Annotated in this window: 17 protein-coding genes; 10 read left to right on the forward strand and 7 right to left on the reverse strand. The window is 67.5% G+C overall.

Going from position 1 to position 21,574, the window contains the following annotated elements:
• Nucleotides 1-66 precede the first annotated feature (66 nt).
• From LGM56_RS15490 to LGM56_RS15505, 4 genes are all read right to left on the reverse strand, one after another.
• Nucleotides 67-606 carry a hypothetical protein gene (locus tag LGM56_RS15490; protein WP_226205504.1) on the reverse strand — a complete coding sequence of 180 codons (540 nt, stop codon included), beginning with the start codon at nucleotides 604-606 and terminating at the stop codon, nucleotides 67-69.
• Nucleotides 607-638: 32 nt separating this feature from the next.
• Nucleotides 639-1,523 (reverse strand): CsgG/HfaB family protein, encoded by an 885-nt coding sequence (locus LGM56_RS15495; RefSeq protein ID WP_226205506.1) that lies wholly within the window; start codon nucleotides 1,521-1,523, stop codon nucleotides 639-641.
• Between the two features lie 77 nt (nucleotides 1,524-1,600).
• Nucleotides 1,601-2,038 (reverse strand): curli assembly protein CsgF, encoded by a 438-nt coding sequence (locus LGM56_RS15500; RefSeq protein WP_226205508.1) that lies wholly within the window; start codon nucleotides 2,036-2,038, stop codon nucleotides 1,601-1,603.
• A gap of 30 nt (nucleotides 2,039-2,068) precedes the next feature.
• A complete protein-coding gene (locus LGM56_RS15505; RefSeq protein WP_179254920.1) occupies nucleotides 2,069-2,635 on the reverse strand; it encodes a CsgE family curli-type amyloid fiber assembly protein in 567 nt (188 codons plus the stop codon).
• Nucleotides 2,636-3,265: 630 nt separating this feature from the next.
• On the opposite strand from LGM56_RS15505, the gene LGM56_RS15510 reads away from it, so the two are divergent.
• The 6 genes from LGM56_RS15510 to LGM56_RS15535 all read left to right on the forward strand — a co-directional run bounded on the left by LGM56_RS15510 (nucleotide 3,266) and on the right by LGM56_RS15535 (nucleotide 10,366).
• A complete protein-coding gene (locus LGM56_RS15510) occupies nucleotides 3,266-5,224 on the forward strand; it encodes an arylsulfatase (protein WP_226205510.1) in 1,959 nt (652 codons plus the stop codon).
• Nucleotides 5,225-5,240: 16 nt separating this feature from the next.
• Nucleotides 5,241-6,290, forward strand: coding sequence for a formylglycine-generating enzyme family protein (locus tag LGM56_RS15515; protein WP_226205512.1), 1,050 nt, complete (start codon nucleotides 5,241-5,243; stop codon nucleotides 6,288-6,290).
• Entirely contained in the window at nucleotides 6,287-7,096 is an 810-nt protein-coding gene (locus tag LGM56_RS15520; protein WP_089497685.1) for a MetQ/NlpA family lipoprotein, read from the forward strand. Before LGM56_RS15515 ends, LGM56_RS15520 begins: the two co-directional genes overlap by 4 nt.
• Nucleotides 7,090-8,076: a YkgJ family cysteine cluster protein gene (locus LGM56_RS15525; RefSeq protein ID WP_226205514.1), complete on the forward strand. Its 987-nt coding sequence runs from the start codon at nucleotides 7,090-7,092 to the stop codon at nucleotides 8,074-8,076. The genes LGM56_RS15520 and LGM56_RS15525 overlap by 7 nt, the downstream gene beginning before the upstream one ends.
• Nucleotides 8,077-8,141: 65 nt before the next feature.
• Complete coding sequence (locus tag LGM56_RS15530) at nucleotides 8,142-8,480, forward strand: antibiotic biosynthesis monooxygenase family protein (protein ID WP_089497683.1); 339 nt, start codon at nucleotides 8,142-8,144, stop codon at nucleotides 8,478-8,480.
• A gap of 185 nt (nucleotides 8,481-8,665) precedes the next feature.
• On the forward strand, nucleotides 8,666-10,366 hold the full coding sequence (locus LGM56_RS15535) for a hypothetical protein (protein ID WP_226205516.1): 1,701 nt from the start codon (nucleotides 8,666-8,668) through the stop codon (nucleotides 10,364-10,366).
• 93 nt (nucleotides 10,367-10,459) lie between these two features.
• Here the strand turns inward: LGM56_RS15535 and LGM56_RS36785 are convergent, their stop codons facing one another.
• Entirely contained in the window at nucleotides 10,460-10,585 is a 126-nt protein-coding gene (locus tag LGM56_RS36785) for a hypothetical protein (RefSeq protein WP_256990131.1), read from the reverse strand.
• Nucleotides 10,586-10,689: 104 nt separating this feature from the next.
• Entirely contained in the window at nucleotides 10,690-11,622 is a 933-nt protein-coding gene (locus LGM56_RS15540) for a LysR family transcriptional regulator (protein ID WP_089428277.1), read from the reverse strand.
• 205 nt (nucleotides 11,623-11,827) lie between these two features.
• On the opposite strand from LGM56_RS15540, the gene LGM56_RS15545 reads away from it, so the two are divergent.
• The 4 genes from LGM56_RS15545 (at nucleotide 11,828) to pdeR (ending at nucleotide 20,322) form a co-directional block, all read left to right on the forward strand.
• A complete protein-coding gene (locus LGM56_RS15545) occupies nucleotides 11,828-12,601 on the forward strand; it encodes a putative hydro-lyase (RefSeq protein WP_089497681.1) in 774 nt (257 codons plus the stop codon).
• Nucleotides 12,602-12,684: 83 nt separating this feature from the next.
• The gene (locus tag LGM56_RS15550) at nucleotides 12,685-13,983 is read left to right on the forward strand and encodes an MFS transporter (RefSeq protein ID WP_226205519.1); all 1,299 of its coding nucleotides are present in this window, start codon (nucleotides 12,685-12,687) and stop codon (nucleotides 13,981-13,983) included.
• A 121-nt stretch (nucleotides 13,984-14,104) separates the two neighbouring features.
• Entirely contained in the window at nucleotides 14,105-17,755 is a 3,651-nt protein-coding gene (locus LGM56_RS15555; protein WP_226205521.1) for a hydantoinase B/oxoprolinase family protein, read from the forward strand.
• Nucleotides 17,756-18,318: 563 nt separating this feature from the next.
• Entirely contained in the window at nucleotides 18,319-20,322 is a 2,004-nt protein-coding gene (gene pdeR, locus LGM56_RS15560; RefSeq protein ID WP_089497678.1) for a cyclic di-GMP phosphodiesterase, read from the forward strand.
• A 48-nt stretch (nucleotides 20,323-20,370) separates the two neighbouring features.
• On the opposite strand, the gene LGM56_RS15565 is transcribed toward pdeR, so the two are convergent.
• Nucleotides 20,371-21,234: a crotonase/enoyl-CoA hydratase family protein gene (locus tag LGM56_RS15565; protein WP_089497677.1), complete on the reverse strand. Its 864-nt coding sequence runs from the start codon at nucleotides 21,232-21,234 to the stop codon at nucleotides 20,371-20,373.
• Nucleotides 21,235-21,574 lie beyond the last annotated feature (340 nt).

Below are 21,574 nucleotides of genomic sequence, written 5' to 3' on the forward strand. Positions count from 1 at the left end.
TGAGGACGCTCTCACGTCCCACACCTCACACCACTTGAAGCAAAGCACCTGCAAACTGCGTCACCGTTACCGCGTCAGCACCGTCGCGCGCGCACCGTTGCCGGTCTGGATCACCTGGATGCCGGCGTTCGATCCGCCCTGCACGAGGTTCACCGCGTTGTTGCTGCCGTTCTGCGTGACGCGCGCCGACAGCGACGTGCCGACCTGCGTCGAGTCGACCGAATTGCCGGCGCCGTTCTGTTGCACCTGCAACGTGTTGCCGTTGCCGCGCTGCGTCGCATTCAGCTTGTTGCCGACGCCGGCCTGCGACGCCGCGATCCAGTTCTGCGCGCCGGCCTGCCGCGCGACGATCGCGTTGCCGTCGCCGGCCTGCCAGATCAGCGCACCGCTGTGGCCGGCCTGGTCCAGCGACGCGGCATTGCCGACACCGCTCTGGCGCACCGCGACGATGTTGCCGCTGTAGTCGAATGCCGGTTCGGGCGGGCCGAGATCGTTGAGCGGCACGGGTGCCGCACACGCTGCCTGCATGGCGGCCGCTGCCCACACGGTCGCGAGCGCCTGCCATGCCACGCGGGCGCGCCCGTTTCGATCATGGTGTCGATTCATCCTGTTTTCTCCGCTGGCCGGCCTGATGCCGGTTAATGAGTGGACACGCCCGAGCGATCGATCTTCTGCGGGTCGTACGCGGTGTTCGCGTCCTCCATGTCCTGCGCGTATTTCCGGTCTTCCTGCAGATACCGCTGCATCGTCGGGTCGTACCAGTCCTGGTCGTTCTTCAGCACCCAGGTCTGATTCGCGACCCCCTGGACGATCAGGTGCGTGAGCGCCGATTCGATCGCTTCGTTCACGCAGATCTGCGCGGGTTCGTTACGTGTCAGCCCGGCTTCCGCCTGCAGCAGGTCCTTGAAGCCGACGAAGCGATAGATGCCCGTGTCGACCTGATAGGAGTAGACGGTCTTGGTCGTCGACACGCTGTTGAGCACCTGGCCCGTGCGGATGTCGATCGCGCGCAGGTTGACCGTGACCTGGTCGATCCGGTATTGCGTCGACCCGCTGATCCCGAGGTACGCGACGCCGGCCCCGCCGGTCCGGACGTTCGTGTCGTAGCCGACGATGCCGCCCTCGAGCACGATGTTCGCGGGCATCAGCGGCGCCATCGCATCGTTCTGCGCCTTCTTCGCATCCGCGCCGTCGGTGGCGCGCATGATCTTGCGTTCGGTCAGCAGGTCCTGCAGGTTCTCGCGTTCCACCGGCGTGAACCAGCCGGAGTCGCGCATCGCCTTGACGAGGAACGACGCGCCGCCCTGCGTGACCTGCGACGAGAAGGAGCTGTCCGGCGAGGCCTTGTACTGCCCCGTCAGATCGCGAAAGCCGTACACGGCCGCGACGATCTTGCCCTTCGGCGGCGGCAGGTGCGTGAGGTCGCGCGTGGTGCGCGTCGGCGGCGTCAGCGTCGCGTTGCTCAAGGCCGGCATCGGCCGCGTGACGCAGCCGACCAGCGACAGCAGCAACAGCGCGCCCATGGCGATCCGTGTCGTCCCCGTGTTCAAGCGTGTGCGTTCAGCATTTTTTTTCATGATTCGCTCAGTCGTTTTTTGATTTATTGGCCGTTGCTGACGATGAACGTCGAGGTCGCACCCGTCGTCTTGTCGGTGGTCGTCACTTGCAGGTTGCCGTTGCCGGCCGCACTCACGACGATCGTGAAGTTGCCCGTGCTGATCGTCCCCGGCTTGAGCTCGCCGTTGGTGCCGACGATCGAGTTCGTCACCGAGCCGGCGACGCGCGACAGGATCGCCTGCTGCAACTGCGCGTTGAACTGGTCGAGCGATGACGTGGACGTCGGCGATGAAAAGGCCGACAGCGACGGATCCGTATGCTTGTTCTGCGCGTTGGCCTCGTTGAGCAGGTTGGGACCGTTTGCCGGGTTGCCGCCGAAATTCGGGTTGTTCGGCTGATAAACCAGCGTCGACGACCACGCATACGGCGACACCGCGGTCATCGCGACCAGCGCGAGCACGCTCAATCTGATTCGATTCATTTTCTCCAACCCCCGTTTTTGATTAATCGATTAAATTTCGTCTTTGGCCAGATCCGAATCGGGAAACAGCAAATTCGACAGATCGTCCTGAATGACGGTCTGAAAGGAAATACTGGCGGCGCTTTCGGCCACGGCCTTGACGTTTGCGCGTGCGATCGGCAGGAAAGTCTGGAATACGCGCTTTTGCTGGAATTCGACCCAGATCAGGCTGCCGTAACGCCCGGACGGACGTTCGTGAATGGCGACCATGTAGCGCTCGCTCAGCGGGATTTCCGACCACGTCTGCGAGAAGTAGGTATAGAAATCACGGCCGGCGAGCGTCACGGCATCGGTCGTGACCGTGCCGCCGAGCTGGTCTTCCGGAAGGGCGCGGCGGGCGGCGGCCCGGGCACCGGCCGACGCGGCGCCGGCGGCCGGCTTCGCCGCGGCCGGGCCCGCGCCGGGCGCGGGCTTCGGTGCTTCAAGGACGCGTTCGGCGTTCAGCAGCGTCGAGGGCGGCGCAATCGGATGGCCGCCATTCACCGCCGCGGCAGGCGGTGCGTCGACGGTGTCTTGTGCCTGCGCGCGCGCCGTCGCGAATAGCGACAGACACGTCACGGCCCCCCAGGCCAATCGCCTGCTTGCGCTCGATACCATTTCCCCGACCCCGGAATCATTTGTACGAAATAAGGCCCCGCCCGATTTTCGGGTTATTCGTTCCTGGTCGAACGCGGCACATGGTGGGGGGAGTCAGCAAGAGGCATGCCTGCCGTTGTTTTAAACGGTATATTTTGTTAAGTCGTTATTCGTCTAATTTTTTAATCGCATATTTTCGTCGCGTAAAACGTTTGCGAGTTGGATATTCATTAACAAGCTTTCTTTTATAAATGGAGTATTACAGTTTAATCAGACGATATTTTCTGAAAATCGTGATTTGGAAATTCCTCGCGATGCTGACGCGGAGAAAACGTAACGTGTTGCTACGGGTTCGGCCGTAACGACACGACGTAACGTGCCGTTACGCACGTGGAATCGTCCGATGAAAAGCGCAGGGTTCCGGTGCTCGCGACGATGCCCGCGCGCCGGTGTCGGCGCGCATCGCGCTCGCGCATATGTGTGCGCGCTGATGGCGGGTATTCTGTTTGCGCGCATATTCCGCCACCCCGTTAGCATGTGACGAATCGGACTTTGGGTGCCGCGCACGCGACGCTAAGATCGCCGATCCCGTAGATCGAGCGTTCCAGAACAATGAAAAAGTCCGCGTCGCCGTTGCATGCCTTTCGTTTCCGTGTCGTCTGCGCCGCGATTGCCGGCGCGCTGTCGCTTGCATCGTGCGGCGGCGTCGACAGCGGTTCGCCGTCGTCCCAGACGAACACCCCGCCGCCGCTGGCCGCGAAACGCCCGAACATCCTGTACATCATGGCCGACGATCTCGGCTATTCCGACATCCATGCATTCGGCGGCGAGATCAACACGCCGAACCTCGACGCGCTCGTCGCGTCGGGCCGCATCCTGTCGAACCATCACACGGGCACCGTCTGCGCGATCACGCGCGCGATGCTGGTGTCCGGCACCGACCACCATCTCGTCGGCGAAGGCACGATGGGCGTACCGACCGACGAACGGCGCGGGCTGCCCGGCTACGAGGGCTACCTGAACGACCGTGCGCTGTCGTTCGCACAACTATTGAAGGATGCCGGCTACCACACGTACATCGCGGGCAAGTGGCACATCGGCTCGGGGATCGTCGGCAGCGCGACGGGCAGCGGGCAGACGCCCGACCAGTGGGGCTTCGAGCGCAGCTACGTGCTGCTCGGCGGCGCGGCGACGAATCACTTCGCGCACGAGCCGGCCGGCTCGTCGAACTACACGGAAGACGGCCGCTACGTGCAGCCTGGCCAGCCCGGGCAGCCGGGCGGCACGGGCGGCAGCCCGGCCGTGTTCTATTCGACCGATTTCTATACGCAGAAGCTGATCTCGTACATCGATTCGAACCAGCGCGACGGCAAGCCGTTCTTCGCGTACGCGGCCTACACGTCGCCGCACTGGCCGCTGCAGGTGCCCGAGCCGTGGCTGCACAAGTACGCGGGCGTCTATGACGCCGGCTACGACGCGATCCGCAACGCACGGATCGCGCGGCAGAAGGCGCTCGGCCTGATCCCCGCCGATTTCAAGCCGTTCGACGGCCTGCCTGAAACCACGGCTGCGTCGCCCGCGACCGCGAACAACGGCACGGCCGCCGCGAAGTACATCAGCGCGGTGCATTCGGCCGCGGACGGCTACAGCGACTACGGCCCCGGCAAGGTCGACAAGCTGTGGGCGAGCCTGTCGCCGGCCGAGCGCAAGGCTCAGGCGCGCTACATGGAGATCTATGCGGGGATGGTCGAGAACCTCGACTACAACATCGGCCTGCTGATCCAGCACCTGAAGGACATCGGCGAATACGACAACACGTTCATCATGTTCCAGTCGGACAACGGCGCGGAAGGCTGGCCGATCGATTCGGGCGCCGACCCGACGGCGACCGATACCGCGAACGGGCAGGACCCGATCTATTCGACGCTCGGCACCGACAACGGCAAGCAGAACGCGCAGCGCCTGCAGTACGGGTTGCGCTGGGCCGAAGTTAGCGCGTCGCCGTTCCGGCTCACGAAGGGCTATTCGGCCGAAGGCGGCGTCTCGACGCCGACGATCGTGCGCCTGCCGGGCCAGACGCAGCAGTTGCCGACGCTGCGCGCGTTCACGCACGTGACCGACAACACGGCGACGTTCCTCGCGGTCGCGGGCGTCACGCCGCCGTCGCAGCCGGCGCCGCCGCTCGTCAACACGCTGACGGGCGTCGACCAGAACAAGGGCAAGGTCGTCTACAACAACCGCTACGTGTATCCGGTCACCGGCCAGTCGCTGCTGCCGGTGCTGACGGGCACGGCGACGGGCGAGGTGCATACCGCGCCGTTCGGCGACGAAGCGTACGGCCGCGCGTACCTGCGCAGCGCCGACGGCCGCTGGAAGGCGTTGTGGACCGAGCCGCCGCTCGGGCCGCTCGACGGCCACTGGCAGCTGTACGACCTCGCGGCGGATCGCGGCGAGACGACCGACGTGTCCGCGCAGAACCCGTCGGTGATCAGCACGCTCGTCGACCAGTGGAAGACCTACATGAGCAACGTCGGCGGTGTCGAACCGCTGCGTCCGCGCGGCTACTACTGAAGCCGGGAGCGACACGATGCGGTTCCGGTTCTGGACCATCGGCGCGGCGCTGGCCGGCACGCTGTTCGCAGCGGCATTCGCGGCCGGCTATGCGAATCCCGTCGCGCCGGCGGGCGGCGCCTTCGACGACGCGAATCGCGGCCGCGCGCTCGCGCCGCTCGGTTCGGAGCGACAGTGCGCGCGTTATTCGGGGCTGCCGGCCGGATGGCGCGACGACCCGAAAGCCGGGATGGTGCACCTGCGCGGCGGCGCGTTCGTGTTCGGCAGCACGCGCGGCTATGCGGACGAGCGCCCGGCGGGCGACGGCCGCACGCGTGTCGGCGGGTTCTGGATCGACCAGACCGACGTGACGATCGCGCAGTTCGCCGCGTTCGTGCAGGCGACCGGCTACGTGACCGAGGCCGAGCAGCAGGAGGGGGCGGCCGTGTTCCATGTGCCGACGCGCGACGAGATGAACGCGCGCGATCTTGCCTGGTGGTCGTGGGTGAAGGGCGCGTCGTGGCGTCATCCGCACGGGCCGGGCAGCGGCATCGACGGGCTCGGCAACCTGCCCGTCACGCTCGTCACGCAGCGCGATGCGCTCGCGTATGCGCGCTGGCTCGGCCGCGACCTGCCGACCGAAGCCGAGTGGGAATACGCGGGCAAGGCCGGCCGCGACGACGCAGCGCTCGACGCGGCGCCGCGCGACGCGCAGGGCAAGCCGGCCGCGAACTACTGGCAGGGCGTGTTCCCGGTGCTCGACACGGCCGAGGACGGCCATGCGGGGCTCGCGCCCGTCGGCTGCTATGCGGCGAACGGGTTCCGGCTCTACGACATGATCGGCAATGCATGGGAATGGACCAAGGACACGTACACGGGCCCGCATCAGTCGCATACGAACGGCGACACGGTGGCCGTCGCGCCGCCGACGCGGAAGCACGATACGCCGATGGTCATCAAGGGCGGCTCGTTCCTGTGCTCGCGCGACTACTGCGTGCGCTATCGCGCGTCGTCGCGCGAACAGCAGGAAGCCGATCTCGGCGCGTCGCATATCGGATTTCGCACGATTCTGAGGGATGCGTCATGAAGCGCGTCATGGTTTGCGTGGGCGCGTGGCTGATGGCGGCGTGTGCAATCGTTCATTCGGGTTTGACCTTGGCCGCCGAATCGGCCGCACCGGCGGTGCGCGTCGGCGTGACGCGCGGCGTACATGCGCAGATCCTCGACGAAGTGAAGCGGGTCGCCGCATCGCGAGGATTCGGCATCGACGTCGTCGAATTCGACGATGCATCGCGCATCGACGCGGCGCTGGCCGACGGCCGGATCGACGCAGCCAGCTTCGAGGATGCGCAACAGCTTGCCGCGACGCGCGCGCAGAAACGCTACGCGCTGACCGAAATCGCGCCGACCGTCACGCTGCCGATGGCGCTCTATTCGCGCAAGCTGAAGAACCTGAACGAACTGCAGCCCGGGGCGACGGTCGCGATTCCCGCCGATCCGCGCGGGATGGCGCGCGCGCTCGTGCTGCTGCAGAACGACACGCTGGTGACGCTGCGCGAGCGGGCCGGCCTGCGTGCGACGCTGCGCGACGTGACCGGCAACCGGCTCGGGCTGAAGCTCGTCGCGCTGCGCCGCGATCGCCTTTATGCCGCGCTCGATTCGGCCGCGTTCGTCGCGATCGACAGCGACGATGCCGCGCATGCCGGGCTGCAACCCGCACGCGACAGCATCAGCATCGAGGATGCGCGCTCGCCGTATGCGAACGTGCTGACGGTGCGCGAGGCCGATCGCGCGAAGCCGTGGGTCACGCAGCTCGTCGCCGCGTATCATTCGGACGACGTCGCGCGCTTCATCCTCACGCGCTACCAGGATTCGGTGCGACGGCCGTGGTAGACACCTGGCTGCTCGCGTGCAACGCATGCGGACGCTGCTGCAACAGCGCACCGACGCTGTCGTTGCGCGAACTGTTCCGGCACGGGCATCGCTTCGTCGGTGTGCTGACGATCCGCCGCGTGCCGACGCGGCGAACCGGCGAGCGCTGGCGTGCGGGCGGCCGCGAGCACGCGCTCGATGCGGACGACGTCGCGGCTTCCGATGCGCTGTCGGCGCGGTTGTTTCATCGCAGCGGTGGCGCGGGGAGCGACTGGATCGCGCTGACGTTGCAAGGCTACGACTATCCGTCGCTCGGTCGTTGCGCGGCCCTGGCCGACGACGGGCGCTGCAGCGTGCATGCGGACAAGCCGTCGATCTGCCGTGCGGTGCCGCTCGATCCGATGCTGCCGGATCGCTTGCAGTCGCGCGTGCTGGCCGCGCGGCGCGACGATGCGGGATGGCTCGGCGCGAACTGCATCGTCGAAACGGCGAGCGCGCAATCGTCCGTTGAATCGTCATTCCCGATTCCGCTGGTGACGGCCGGAGAGGTCGCGGACCGCGCGGCGCTCGACGCGTATCGCGATGCGCTCGTGTTCGAGCGCGCGGTGTGGCGGGATGCCGTGTTCGCATCGTTGACCGATGGCGGGCAGGACGTGCGGCATGCCCTGTCGCGGCTTGCGCCCGGCGGCTATCTGACCGTGTCGATCGTGCCGGTGCTGCTGGCCGTCGCCTCGATATCAGCCCATTGCCGCGCACGCTGCCTTGCGTTCATCGACGCGCAACTCGCGTTGATCGGATTGAACATCGAAGCAGCACTCGCGCGCCGGCACGCCGACGACCGGCCCGCGACGCGCGAGTTGCGCGGTTTCGCGCAGGCGCTTGAACGGGCACGGCACGCCCTGGCCGCGATGCCGGCGCCCACGGCCGGCATCCGTGAGGACGCACCGCGCATCGACGCGTGGCTCGCCGACCGGCCCGACCTCGATACGCTCGCCGCGTAGCGACAGCGGCCAGCCGCACGTGCCTTACAATCTGCGCTCTTTCAATCGCTTTCGATGGAGCGGGCATGTACGCGTCGACCTTCATTTTCCGTGCCGGGCAATACGACGACGAATTCCACCGGCTCGACCGGCAGATCGCCGACATGGCGCGCACAACGCCCGGCTATCTGGGCGAGGAGACGTGGGAGAACGCAGCATCGGGGCTGATCCAGAACGTCTATTACTGGGAGTCGGAGGCGGCGCTGCAGCAGTTGATGCAGCACCCGGCGCATCTCGAGGCGAAGACGAAACAGGCGCGCTGGCTGGACGGCTATCGCGTCGTGATTTCGAAAGTGTTGCGCGAGTATGGCGACGGCAAGCTCGCGCAGCCGCATGCGGGGCAGTGCGCCCGAATTGCTGTCTGATTCATTTCTTTCGCATTACGGATCAATAACAAGGTGCCGTGCGCGGCAGCCCGTGTTTTCACGCGGGTTTCCGCGGGATCGCGTGCAATCAATTCTTCATCAAGCATGGCTAAGGTGGCGGGGCTTCACGTCGTCAGTCTGTCCACCCACAACGTCCTCACTCGATGTCGTACGGAGCCTTGTCCATGCCGAATCTCGCCTTGTCCGCGAAGCGCCGCCGTGCGCTGCGCGATCGCACCGTTCCCGTCTTCGCACTGACGCTGATTGCCGCGAGCATCGGCGCACACGCTGCCCCGCACGACAACGACGGCGACAGCCGTTTCGAGCCGGGTTTCGTGCCGGGCTTCCTGGTCGTCAGCCGCAGCGTGTACGACAACGTGTCGGCCAACGTCCAGCCCGGCGCGATCCTGCCGCCGAACTGCGCGAAGACCACCGGCGGATGCGGCGCGGCATCCGGCGCGCCGAACGACGGCACCTATCCGACCGTGTGGAACAACGACCGCTACGACGGCAGCTTCGGCATCACGTCGCGTATCTTCCTCGACCAGATCACGCCGGCCGGTGGTGTCGTCAGCACGCTCGAAGTGCCGAACAGCCTGCAGAAAGGCTTCGCGCACGACCAGCTGGTGACGAGCTTCAGCTCGAAGTCGGAACTCGGCCTGCACCTGTCGCTCGACGGCCGCTATCTGACGTTCATGGGCTACGTCGCGCCGGTCAATGCGATCGACGTGTCGAACTCGAACACGCCGCTCGCGGTCGATACGACCAACCCGGACGGGCAGAACTTCTATCGCGCGATCGCGCGCATCGATCGCCACGGGCATGTCCGCTTCACCGAGACGAACGCGTACAGCGGCAACAACGGCCGCGCGGCGATCCTGAACAATCGCGACGGCCGCGAGATCTACTACACGTCGGGCAACGCCGGCAACGGCGCGAACCCGCAGCCGGACAACGTGATCCTCGGCGCGGGCGCGCAGCTCATCGACGGGGCGAAGCATCACGAAGCGCAGCAGGATCCGGGCGTGCCGACGCCGCTCGCGAGCTTCTCGGTCACGGAACTCGGCGCGAAGGCCGACAAGATCGGCAAGGACGACAACTTCCGCGGCATCGCGGTGCACGACAACGTCGTGTACTACACGAAGGGTAGCGGCGGCAACGGCGTGAACACGGTGTACTTCGTCGATACGACCGGCACCGCGTGCCCGTCGGGCGTCGGCGTGCCGTCGCCGAAGGCCGTGCTGCCGACGGCGCCGCTCGCGTACAACGCCGCCACGCTTCAGACGGCGGGCCTGCCGAACAACATGTGCGTGCTGGCCGGCTTCCCGAGCACGCCGAACAAGACCGCGACGACGCTCGCCTATCCGTTCGGGATCTGGTTCGCCGACGCGAACACGCTGTATGTCGCGGACGAAGGCGATGGCTACACGGGCGGCGCGGACCTGTACACGCATGCCGCGGCGCAGAAGACGGCGGGCCTGCAGAAGTGGGTCTACGACGCGGGTACGAAGCAGTGGAAGCTCGCGTACACGCTGCAGAACGGGTTGAACCTCGGCCAGCCGTATTCGGTCGCCGGCTATCCGGCGGGCAACAATTCGGCGACGGGCCTGCCGTGGGCACCGGCGACGGCCGGCCTGCGCAACCTGACGGGCCGCGTCGAACGCGACGGCACGGTGACGATCTGGGCGATTACGTCGACCGTCAGCGGCAACGGCGACGTCGGTGCGGATCCGAACCGGCTGGTGGCGGTGCGTGACGTGTTGAAGAACACGAGCGCGGCGACGGCCGCGCATGAGCAATTCGCGGTGCTGCGGACTGCGAAGTTCGCGGAAGTGCTGCGGGGGATCGAGTTCGCGCCGGGGACGGAGGCGGGGCGGTCGCACTGAAGTAGCAGAGCCCCGGGCTGATTGATGCCGGGTGACTCGGGCACGGCCGCGCGTTGGTGTGGCCGTGCCCTTCGACTTTGTCGTGGTACGGATTCAGCCGGCGCGTTGCGTTTCGCTGTCTTTCGGCTCAGCCCGAGCCGCACGCCGCCAGATCGGAAACATCGCATTCTTGTCTGATGCCTGCGCGTCGATGACCTTGCGGTGATCGATGCCCGGCATGCACGACGCATGGGGCGCACGCGTCGCAGGCGAGTGTGGGTGATTCGCGCGATGTCGAATGCGTGCCGGATACCCGGCCCGGCCATTCACCGGCTTGCACCGCATCAAAGCGCCTCAACCAGCAACCGCTTGCTCTTCTCGCAATACTCGTGACAAGCCGCCCGCGCGGCAATCGACGCGCCATGCACGAACCGCGGCGCATCGGCCCGCCGCGACATCGACACGACGATCGACGGCGGCGACGGCTGCAGCGGCAACTCCACGACTTCACCACTTTCGATCAACGCATCGACGAACAGCACCGGAATCGCCGCCACGCCAAACCCGTCGCGCACGAGCTGCACGATCACCGAGATCGACGGCGACCCGGTGATACGCGTGTCCGACAACGGCACGCCGTGCGCATGCGCGAGCGTGCGGACGATATCCTCCAGCGCGCGATGCGGCGCCGTACCACGCCCGTAGGTGAGAATCGGCTGCCGCAGCACCTGCCTGGCGAGCCCCGTGCGCGTGTTCGGCAGCAGCCCCGCGCGCGCGATCCAGCGCACCGGGTAGTTCGCGAGCGCATCGCACACGACCGACGCCTCGTCGCTGCCTTCCACGCGGATGATCAGGTCGAGCTCGCCGGCCATCAGCCGGCGCTGCAGCACGACGCTGACGTCGACGGTCAGGTCGATCTCGAGCTGCGGATAGTCGGCCGCCAGCCGCCGCATGTAGTGCGGCAGCCAGCTGTGCACGACGGTCTCGATCACGCCGAGCCGCAGCTTGCCGCGCAGCGCGCGCTCGCCGGAGGCCGCGGCCTGCAGCTCCTGCGTCGCCTCGACCACGGCCTTCGCATAGCCGAGCAGGTATTCGCCGTTCGGCGTGAGCCGGAATTCGCGGCTGTCGCGGTCGACGAGTACCGTCTGCAGTTCGTCCTCGAGCGCTTTCAGGCGCTGCGAGATCGCGGCCGGCGTCGCGTGCAGCGCGGCGGCCGTCGTGCGGAAGTTGCGCAGCTTCGCGAGCGTGACGAAGGTTTCGAGAAAACGCGTGTTCATGGCGGTCGGACGGAGGGTGAGCGCGCACTTTGCCGGTGAGGAAAAGTGAACGGAGCCGGGGAAAACCCCGAGATCCGTTAAGAAATTCTATACACGAAGCGCAAAAAAACTCGTTGGCGACAAAATTTTTTCTTTTCTACTCTTCGCTGTATCCGATGACACGGCACCGTCATCCCGACGACACACCGATCTGCGACAGAACCTCATGACCCCTTCCGAATTCCGCCAGTCCGTGCGTCACGGCGCGTTCCGCGGCCCGACCGCCGGCCACTGCGGCCCGTACGCGCAAGCGAACCTCGCGATCCTGCCCGACGCGTTCGCGCACGATTTCCTGCGCTTCTGTCAGGCGAACCCGAAAGCCTGCCCGCTGCTGGGCGTCGGCGAACCGGGCGCGTTCCGGGTCGACGTGCTCGGCGAGGATCTCGACATCCGCACCGACGTGCCGAGCTACAACGTCTACCGCGACGGCCGCCTGACCGAGCGCGTCGAATCGCTGGAGGCACTGTGGCGCGACGATTTCGTCGTGTTCGCGATCGGCTGCTCGTTCTCGTTCGAGGACATGCTGGCGCGCGAAGGCATCGGCCTGCGCCATGTGGAGGAGGGGCGCAACGTGCCGATGTACCGCACGTCGATTCCGAATCGCCGCGCGGGGATCTTCGGCGGCCAGCTCGTCGTGTCGATGCGGCCGATGCGCGGCGCCGACGCGATTCGCGCGGTGCAGATCACGAGCCGGTTTCCGGGCGTGCACGGCGCGCCGATCCATCTCGGCGATCCGCGCGAGCTGGGCATCGCCGACCTGAACGCCCCCGAATTCGGCGACGCGGTGACGATCCGCGACGGCGAGCTTCCGGTGTTCTGGGCGTGCGGCGTGACGCCGCAAACCGCGCTGATGGACGCGAAGCTGCCGATCGCGATCGCGCATACGCCCGGCCACATGCTGATGACCGACATCACGAACGCGTCGCTGGCCGTGTTCTGAGCCAGGACGACGACAACCCGACCCGCACGGCACGCCGCACGCGCGACAATCATTCGACGGCGCATAACGACAGGAGTACCACCATGGAAAGCAAGACCCTCGCGGCGCACGCCGCGGAGCCCGCGAGCCCCGAGCGTAACGGCCTGTTCTCGTGGTACGGGGACGCGCAGCCGCGCGAGCGCCGCGCGTTCTGGAGCTGCAAGGTCGGCTACATGCTCGACGGGATGGACACGCAGATGCTGTCGTTCGTGATCCCGACGCTCGTCGCGACCTGGGGCATCTCGCTCGCCGACGCGGGCTTCATCGGCACGATCACGCTGCTCGCGTCGGCGGCCGGCGGCTGGATCGCCGGCATCCTGTCCGACCGGATCGGCCGCGTGCGCACGCTGCAGCTCACCGTGCTGTGGTTCGCCGTGTTCACCGCGCTGTGCGGGCTCGCGCAGAACTACCACCAGCTGCTCGCGGCGCGCGCGCTGATGGGTTTCGGTTTCGGCGGCGAATGGACGGCCGGCGCGGTGCTGATCGGCGAGGTGATCCGCGCGCGCGACCGCGGCAGGGCGGTCGGCCTCGTGCAGTCGGGCTGGGCGATCGGCTGGGGGCTGTGCGCGCTGCTGTATGCGCTGCTGTTCTCGGTGCTGCCGGCCGAGCAGGCGTGGCGCGCGCTGTTCCTCGTCGGCCTCGCGCCCGCGCTGCTGGTCGTCGCGATCCGTCGCTACGTGAAGGAGCCGGACGTCTACGAGAAGGAGAAGGCCGCGCAGGCGAAAGTGGCCGATGCGCCGCGCCTCACCGAGATCTTCGCGCCGAAGCTGATCACGACGACGCTGCGCGCGGCGCTGCTGACCACCGGCGCGCAGGGCGGCTACTACGCGATCACGACGTGGCTGCCGACCTTCCTGAAGACCGAGCGGCACCTCACGGTGATGGGCACCGGCGGCTATCTCGCGATGATCATCTTCGGCTCGTGGGTCGGCTACCTGACGAGCGCGTACCTGACCGACCGGCTGGGCCGCAAGCCGAACTTCATCCTGTTCGCGGTGAGCTCGATGGTGATCGCGTTCGCGTACACGTCGCTGAACCTGACCAACGCGTCGATGCTGTGGCTCGGCTTCCCGCTCGGCTTCTTCGCATCGGGCATCTTCTCGGGGATGGGCGCGTTCCTCACTGAACTGTTCCCGACCCGCGTGCGCGGTTCCGGCCAGGGCTTCTGCTACAACGTGGGCCGCGCGATCGGTGCGCTGTTCCCGTTCCTGATCGGCGCGCTGTCCAAGCAATACGGGCTCGGCACGAGCATCGGCCTCTTCGCGGTGGCCGCGTACGGCGTGGTGATCGTCGCCGCGCTGACGCTGCCCGAGACCCGCGGCCGCGAACTCGACGCCGCGTAAGCGGCACGGGCGGCCGGCCCGTCGTTTTTCTTCCCCCTTGACCGACCCCGCGACACGGCGTGCGACGCGCGCCGTGCGGCGGCGCTCATCCCTCGATTCCACGACGCATCGACCCGACATCATGACTGACCGACACCTTTCCTCCGTTCCGTCCGACGCCGCACGCTGGCAATTCTGGATCGACCGCGGCGGCACCTTCACCGACATCGTCGCGCGCCGGCCCGACGGCACGCTCGTCACGCACAAGCTGCTGTCCGAGAACCCCGAGCAGTACCGCGATGCGGCCGTGGCCGGGATTCGCCACCTGCTCGGCCTCGCGGCCGGCGAGCCGATCACGCCCGAGCGCGTCGACATGGTGAAGATGGGCACGACGGTGGCGACCAACGCGCTGCTCGAACGCAAGGGCGAACGCACCGCGCTCGCGACGACGCGCGGCTTTCGCGACGTGCTGCGCATCGCGTACCAGAACCGGCCGCGCCTGTTCGATCTCGACATCGTGCTGCCGGATGCGCTGTACGAGACCGTCGTCGAGATCGACGAGCGTATCGGCGCGCACGGCGACGTCGTCGTGCCGTTCGATGCGCGGGGCGCCGAGGCGTCGCTGCGCCGCGTGTTCGACTCGGGCGTGCGCGCGCTCGCGATCGTGCTGATCCACGGCTATCGCTACACCGCGCACGAACGCGCGCTGGCGGACCTGGCGCGCCGCATCGGCTTCACGCAGGTGTCGGTGTCGCACGAGGTGTCGCCGCTGATGAAGATGGTATCGCGCGGCGATACGACGGTGGTCGACGCCTACCTGTCGCCGATCCTGCGCCGCTATGTCGAGCAGGTCGCGCACGAGATGCCGGGCGTGAACCTGCAGTTCATGCAGAGCAGCGGCGGGCTGACGCGCGCCGATGCGTTCCAGGGCAAGGACGCGATCCTGTCGGGCCCGGCCGGCGGCATCGTCGGGATGGTGCGCGCCGCGCAGGCGGCCGGCTTCGAGCGCGTGATCGGCTTCGACATGGGCGGCACGTCGACCGACGTGTCGCACTATCACGGCGAGTTCGAGCGCGTGTTCGAGACGCAGGTGGCCGGCGTGCGGATGCGCGCGCCGATGATGAGCATCCACACGGTGGCCGCGGGCGGCGGCTCGGTGCTCGGCTTCGACGGCGCACGGCTGCGCGTCGGGCCCGAGTCGGCCGGCGCGAACCCGGGGCCGGCGGCCTACCGGCGCGGCGGCCCGCTGACGGTGACCGACTGCAACGTGATGCTCGGCAAGATCCAGCCCGATCATTTCCCGCGCGTGTTCGGCCCGCATGCGGACGAACCGCTCGACCGCGACGGCGTGGTCGCGAAGTTCGCCGCGCTCGCCGACGAGATTCACGCAGCGACCGGGCGGCGCGAGACGCCCGAGGCGCTCGCCGAAGGCTTCCTGGAAATCGCGATCGGCAGCATGGCGAACGCGATCAAGAAGATTTCCGTGCAGCGCGGCCACGACGTGTCGCGCTACGTGCTGACGACGTTCGGCGGCGCGGGCGGCCAGCACGCGTGCGGCGTCGCCGATGCGCTCGGCATGACGCAGGTGTTCGCGCATCCGCTCGCGGGCGTGCTGTCCGCATACGGGATGGGCCTCGCCGACCAGACCGCGATGCGCGAGCGCGCGGTCGAGGCGGTGTTGTCCGACGATTCATTGCCGGCGCTGAATGCCGCGCTCGACCGGCTGGCCGACGAGGCCGTCGGCGCGCTGCTCGAACAGGGCGTGCCGCCGGAGCGGATCGCGACCGAGCGGCGCGTGCACCTGCGCTACCAGGGCACCGATTCGGCGCTCGACGTGCCGGCCGGCAGCGTCGCCGAGATGCAGCACGCGTTCGAGGCCGCGTACCGGCAGCGCTACGCGTTCCTGATGCCCGGCACGCCGCTCGTCGCCGAGCTCGCGTCGGTCGAGGCGATCGGCCGCTCCGACGCGCCGGTGGAGATCGCCCCGCTCGCGCCGCGCCACGCGGGCAACGGCGACGATGCCGCACTGCGCGCCCATTCCGCGGTGCGCTTCCATTCCGGCGGCCAATGGCACGACGCGGCGCTCTACGTGCGCGACACGCTGCGGGCCGGCGACGCGATCGACGGCCCGGCGATCGTCGCGGAGCAGAACGGCACGACCGTCGTCGAGCCCGGCTGGCGCGCGCAGATGACCGCGCAGGGCAACCTCGTGCTGACGCGCACGACACCGCTGCCGACGCGCCGCTCGCTCGGCACCGACGCCGACCCGGTGCGGCTCGAAATCTTCAACAACCTGTTCATGTCGATCGCCGAGCAGATGGGGCTGCGGCTGCAGAACACCGCGTACTCGGTGAACATCAAGGAGCGCCTCGACTTCTCGTGCGCGATCTTCGACGGCGACGGCAACCTGATCGCGAACGCGCCGCACATGCCCGTGCACCTCGGCTCGATGGGCGAGAGCATCCGCACGGTGATCGAGCGCAACCGCGGCCGCATGCGCGACGGCGACGTGTTCATGCTGAACGACCCGTATCACGGCGGCACCCACCTGCCGGACGTGACGGTCATCACGCCGGTGTTCGCGGACGGTTCGGACACGCCGCTGTTCTACGTCGGCTCGCGCGGCCACCACGCGGACATCGGCGGCACGACGCCGGGCTCGATGCCGCCCGATTCGACCCACATCGACGAGGAGGGCGTGCTGATCGACAACTGGCAGCTCGTGTCGGCCGGCACGCTGCGCGATGCGCAAACCCGCGCGCTGCTCGCATCGGGCCGCTACCCGGCGCGCAACGTCGAGCAGAACATGGCCGACCTGCGCGCGCAGGTCGCCGCGAACCAGAAGGGCGTCGACGAATTGCGCCGGATGGTCGCGCAGTTCGGCCGCGACGTCGTGCTCGCGTTCATGGGGCACGTGCAGGACAACGCGGAAGAAGCCGTGCGGCGCGTGATCGGCGCGCTGCAGGACGGCGCGTACCGCTACCCGCTCGACAACGGTGCGGAGATTCGCGTCGCGATCCGCGTCGACCGTGCGGCACGGCGCGCGGAAATCGACTTCACGGGCACGTCCGCGCAGCTCGACAACAACTTCAACGCGCCGAAGGCCGTGTGCATGGCCGCCGTGCTGTACGTGTTCCGCACGCTGGTCGGCGACGACATCCCGCTGAATGCCGGCTGCCTGAAGCCGCTCACGGTGATCGTGCCCGCGCGCTCGATGCTGAACCCCGAGTATCCGGCGGCGGTCGTGTCGGGCAACGTGGAAACGTCGTCGGCGATCACCAACGCGCTGTACGGCGCGCTCGGCTGCGTCGCGTCGAGCCAGGGAACGATGAACAACTTCACATTCGGCAACGATCGCTACCAGTACTACGAGACGATTGCGGGCGGCAGTGGCGCCGGCGACGGGTTCGCGGGCGTCGGCGCGGTGCAGACGCACATGACCAACTCGCGGCTCACCGATCCGGAGGTGCTCGAATGGCGCTACCCGGTGCGGCTCGACTCGCACCGGATCCGCGCCGGGTCAGGCGGCGGCGGGCGCTGGCGCGGCGGCGACGGCGCGGTGCGGCGGATCCGCTTCCTGGAGCCGATGACCGCGTCGATCCTGTCGAACAACCGGATCCACGCGCCGTTCGGCGCGGCGGGCGGGGAGGCCGGCGCGCTCGGCCGCAACACGATCGAGCGCGCGGACGGCACGGTCGAGGCGCTCGACCATATCGGCCGCGCGCAGATGGCGCCGGGTGATGTATTCGTCGTCGAAACCCCGGGCGGCGGCGGATACGGCGCCGCGGGCTGAGCCGGGCAGCCGGTGCCGGCGCGTCGCGCCGGCGCTCGGCCGGCATTGCAACGGACTGTGGAATAAAGCTGCGCATTAACGCACGAAAGGAATCAAATTCGACGGAAGGTCGGGTCGCCGGAGGGCGATCCGACCCTGTCCTCGCGGTCGCGTCACCGCGCGCTCCCCGAATGCTGGAATCAGCCGCAAACGCCCGACTGGCGGGGCGCTCAGCCAACCCGCCGAACCCGCTTCGCAGCGCCGCCACCCCAATTGAGCCGGCTGCCAATCATGAAAAATCCGGCTTGCCAATCGAGTCCCAATTCCTTGACACTCTGCTCTAAATGTGAGTGCCAATCCTGATCGTCATTTGATAAGATGGCTCTCATCATTCGTTAGGCAGCACCTGCGCGCATGACGCGCGAACGCCGGGTCGCATTAGCGGGAAACAAGTACGGGACGAGGCCCATCAGCACGGCACTCACGGCCGCCTTGCCGGGCGCGCATGACGCGCGACCCGGCAGGGCGGCCGGCCGGCTCGCCTCCGTCTAAACTGTGCGTTTTTTCTGGATCGGGGCGTCTCCATGGATGACGAAAACGATAGCGCGGTGCTCGAGGCGCACGTCGGTACGCGCAGCCCCTGCTGGCGTCTCGGCAGCGACAGCAACGCACTCGAACTGGCGGCCGTCCGCGGCCTGACCAACGTTGCCGTCGCGCTGACGGTCGAACAGGCCGCGTGCATCCGCGCGCTGACCGGCGTCACGTCGCACCTGGTGCTCGACATCGCGCTGTTCGGCGAACCGGTCAAGCTCCATCTCGTCGGCCGGAAGGTCGACACGACCAACTGGGCCGGCACGGCGTCCGCCTATTCCGATGCCGAGTCCGTCGCGGGCGATCTCGCGCACGGGCTCGCATTCGCCGAGCAGGTCGTGTCCGAAGTGAATTCGCTCGTGGTGATCCTCGACCGCAACGGGATGGTGCAGCGCTTCAACCGTCTGTGCGAGGAAGTGACGGGCAAGCGCGAGGTCGACGTGATCGGCCGCAGCGCGTTCGAGCTGTTCATGACCCCCGAGCAGGGCGCGCAGTCGCGCAGCAACATCACGGGATTTTTCGCGAGCAACCATTCGTTCGCGGTCGAGCGCTACATCAACACGGTCAACGGGCCGCGCCTGTTCCAGTTCCGCAACAAGTTCGTGCAGAGCGGCAGCGGCGTCGAGGAGCAGTTCCTGATCTGCTCGGGCATCGACATCACCGAGGAGCGCAGCGCGCAGCAGCGGCTCATCGAGCTCGCGAACACCGACGTGCTGACCGGCCTGCCGAATCGCCATGCGATCAGCGAGCGCATCCACGCGGCGATCGCCGCCGAGACCGCCGCGACGCGCGGGCAGGTCGGCATCCTGTTCCTCGATCTCGACAACTTCAAGCGCGTCAACGATCACTACGGACACATCACCGGCGACCGGCTGCTGCAGGACGTGTCGGCGATCATCAGCGGCTGCCTGCCGTCCGGCGCGACGCTCGCGCGGCTCGGCGGCGACGAATTCCTCGTGCTGTTCGAGCACGGCACGCGGCCGCTGCTCGAAGCGACCGCGCAGATCATTCTCGAACGGCTGCGCACGCCGATTCATCTCGGGCTGATGGAGGTCTACACGAGCTGCTCGATCGGCATCGCGATGCATCCGCAGCACGGCGACTCGCTCGAGACGCTGATCCGCAGCGCGGATACCGCGATGTACGTCGCGAAGGAAGAGGGCAAGCATACGTATCGCGTGTTCTCGCTGGAGATGAACCAGAAGGTCGCGAAGTACATGTGGCTCGACACGAACCTGCGCAAGGCGCTCGAAGAGGAGCAGTTCGTGCTGCACTACCAGCCGGTCGTCGATATCGCGACCGGCGACGTGCACGGCGTCGAGGCGCTGATCCGCTGGCAGTCGCCCGATCGCGGGCTCGTCGCGCCGGTCGAGTTCATCCGCTTCGCGGAGGAGTCGGGCCTGATCGCGCCGCTCGGGCGCTGGGTGATGCGAACCGCGGCCGCGCAGGCCGCCGCCTGGAAGGCGAAGGGGCTCGGCATCCGGATCGCGGTGAACGTGTCCGCGCGGCAGTTGCAGGACATGAACATCGTGCACCAGCTGGCGTCGATCCTCGACGCCGCGGGCCTCAAGCCCGGCCTGCTCGACATCGAGCTGACCGAGAGCTGCTTCATCGAGGACGAGGATGCGGCCAACGGGCTGATGCGACAGTTCCGCCAGCTCGGCGCGGAGATCCATCTCGACGATTTCGGCACCGGCTATTCGTCGCTGTCGCAGTTGTCGCGCCTGCCGCTCGACGCGATCAAGCTCGACCGCAGCTTCATCACGGGCATCGACCGCAATCCGCGCTCGCAGGCGCTGGTGCGCTCGGTCGTGTCGCTCGCGAAGGCGCTGAATTTCGCGGTGGTCGCCGAGGGCGTCGAAACGCATGCGGAAGCCGAATTCCTCAAGCAGCTCGACGTCGATCATGCGCAGGGCTACTACTACGCCCGCCCGATGCCGGCCCAGGCGTTCGAGGCGTGGCTCGCGGAGACGAGGAAGCTCAGGCTGATCGCCTGAGCTTCGTTCACGAACAGGCGCCGCCGGCGAGCGGCGGCGCCCGTCGCATTACACCGTGCGCAGCTTCGACACGCGCCGGTTCTGCAGCATCACGAGGCGTTCCATGTACGCGAGGTCCTTCGGCTCGATCGTGAACGCCGCATGCACCCAGGCTTCCGTGATGTCCATCAGCTCGGAGCGCGTCAGCTGGAACACCCGCTCGCGTGCGCGCAGCATCGCGCGCACGCCGTTCAGCTTCGGCTTGGTCACGTCGATGAAGGTGCGCGTCGCGAGATACGCGTCGCCCGCGTCGAACGTCTGATCGACGAGACCGCGATCCTCGTACCACTCGGCGGCGTGCGCTTCACCGGTCGAGATCAGTTGCTCCGCAATGCCCCGATCGGCCTTGCGCGCGACGAGCGAATAGCCGCCCATGCCCGGGAACAGGTTGAACGCGATCTCGGGAAACCCGAGCTTCACGCCCTTCTGCGCGAGCACGTAGTGATGCGCGAGCGCGGCCTCGAAGCCACCGCCGAGCGCGCTGCCCTCGACCATCGCGATCGAGATCGAGCCGGTGCCGAAGCCCGTGTAGATCTCGTACACGCCGTCGATGCACGAGCGCGCATAGGCCATCAGCAGGTCACGCTTGCCGCTGCGGATCGCGTCGACGAAAAAGCTCAGGTCGCCGCCGACGTTGAACAGCTCGGGGACGAGCGAGCCTGTCACCCAGAAGTCGAACGGCAGGCCCGAATCGCGTGCGACGCGTGCGAGATGGATGATGTCGGTAACGAGTTGCTGGTTGAAGCACGGCCGCGGCTCCGATCGCAGCATCATCCACATGACATTACGTCCCTCTTCATAAAAGGCAGTCAGTTGCGTGAGTTCGCCGGCTTCATAAAACGGGCGGCACGCGGGATGGGATTGGAGTTGCATGGTATGTCCTCGTGAGATGTGGTTTTTGAAGACCGTCGCGCCCGGTGCCGAGCGGGAGGCGAGTGTCCCGCAGGGCGCCGGGCGCGAGGCATCGCCATTGTTGCGCGCGCACAAAAGTCGAATTGCGAGGAACCACGCACGACCGGGACGCGGGTGCCGGTCGCATCGGTATGGGCGGGGAAGGGGGCGGCGAGCACGGCCGGCCGCTATCGGGCGAAGGTGGGCGGCGCGTCGGCCGGTGCGCCGGACGGGGCCGGCAGGCATGTAAAGGCGGCCGGAAAGGGAGGGCCGTGCAGGTTCGCCGCGTTGCGCGAATGCGTGTAAACGGCCGATCCGGCGC

Source organism: Burkholderia sp. AU38729, from assembly GCF_020419725.1.
In the GTDB taxonomy this organism is placed as follows: Bacteria; Pseudomonadota; Gammaproteobacteria; order Burkholderiales; family Burkholderiaceae; genus Burkholderia.

Bases quoted from the DNA above. Each gene is read 5' to 3' on its own strand.
- LGM56_RS15520 (WP_089497685.1), top strand. From the start codon at position 6,287: ATGAAGCGCGTCATGGTTTGCGTGGGCGCGTGGCTGATGGCGGCGTGT.
- LGM56_RS15565 (WP_089497677.1), bottom strand. From the start codon at position 21,234: ATGCAACTCCAATCCCATCCCGCGTGCCGCCCGTTTTATGAAGCCGGC.
- LGM56_RS15490 (WP_226205504.1), bottom strand. From the start codon at position 606: ATGAATCGACACCATGATCGAAACGGGCGCGCCCGCGTGGCATGGCAG.
- LGM56_RS36785 (WP_256990131.1), bottom strand. From the start codon at position 10,585: ATGCCGGGCATCGATCACCGCAAGGTCATCGACGCGCAGGCATCAGAC.
- pdeR (WP_089497678.1), top strand. From the start codon at position 18,319: ATGGATGACGAAAACGATAGCGCGGTGCTCGAGGCGCACGTCGGTACG.
- LGM56_RS15535 (WP_226205516.1), top strand. From the start codon at position 8,666: ATGCCGAATCTCGCCTTGTCCGCGAAGCGCCGCCGTGCGCTGCGCGAT.
- LGM56_RS15545 (WP_089497681.1), top strand. From the start codon at position 11,828: ATGACCCCTTCCGAATTCCGCCAGTCCGTGCGTCACGGCGCGTTCCGC.
- LGM56_RS15510 (WP_226205510.1), top strand. From the start codon at position 3,266: ATGAAAAAGTCCGCGTCGCCGTTGCATGCCTTTCGTTTCCGTGTCGTC.
- LGM56_RS15550 (WP_226205519.1), top strand. From the start codon at position 12,685: ATGGAAAGCAAGACCCTCGCGGCGCACGCCGCGGAGCCCGCGAGCCCC.
- LGM56_RS15540 (WP_089428277.1), bottom strand. From the start codon at position 11,622: ATGAACACGCGTTTTCTCGAAACCTTCGTCACGCTCGCGAAGCTGCGC.
- LGM56_RS15555 (WP_226205521.1), top strand. From the start codon at position 14,105: ATGACTGACCGACACCTTTCCTCCGTTCCGTCCGACGCCGCACGCTGG.
- LGM56_RS15500 (WP_226205508.1), bottom strand. From the start codon at position 2,038: ATGAATCGAATCAGATTGAGCGTGCTCGCGCTGGTCGCGATGACCGCG.
- LGM56_RS15515 (WP_226205512.1), top strand. From the start codon at position 5,241: ATGCGGTTCCGGTTCTGGACCATCGGCGCGGCGCTGGCCGGCACGCTG.
- LGM56_RS15495 (WP_226205506.1), bottom strand. From the start codon at position 1,523: ATGGGCGCGCTGTTGCTGCTGTCGCTGGTCGGCTGCGTCACGCGGCCG.
- LGM56_RS15530 (WP_089497683.1), top strand. From the start codon at position 8,142: ATGTACGCGTCGACCTTCATTTTCCGTGCCGGGCAATACGACGACGAA.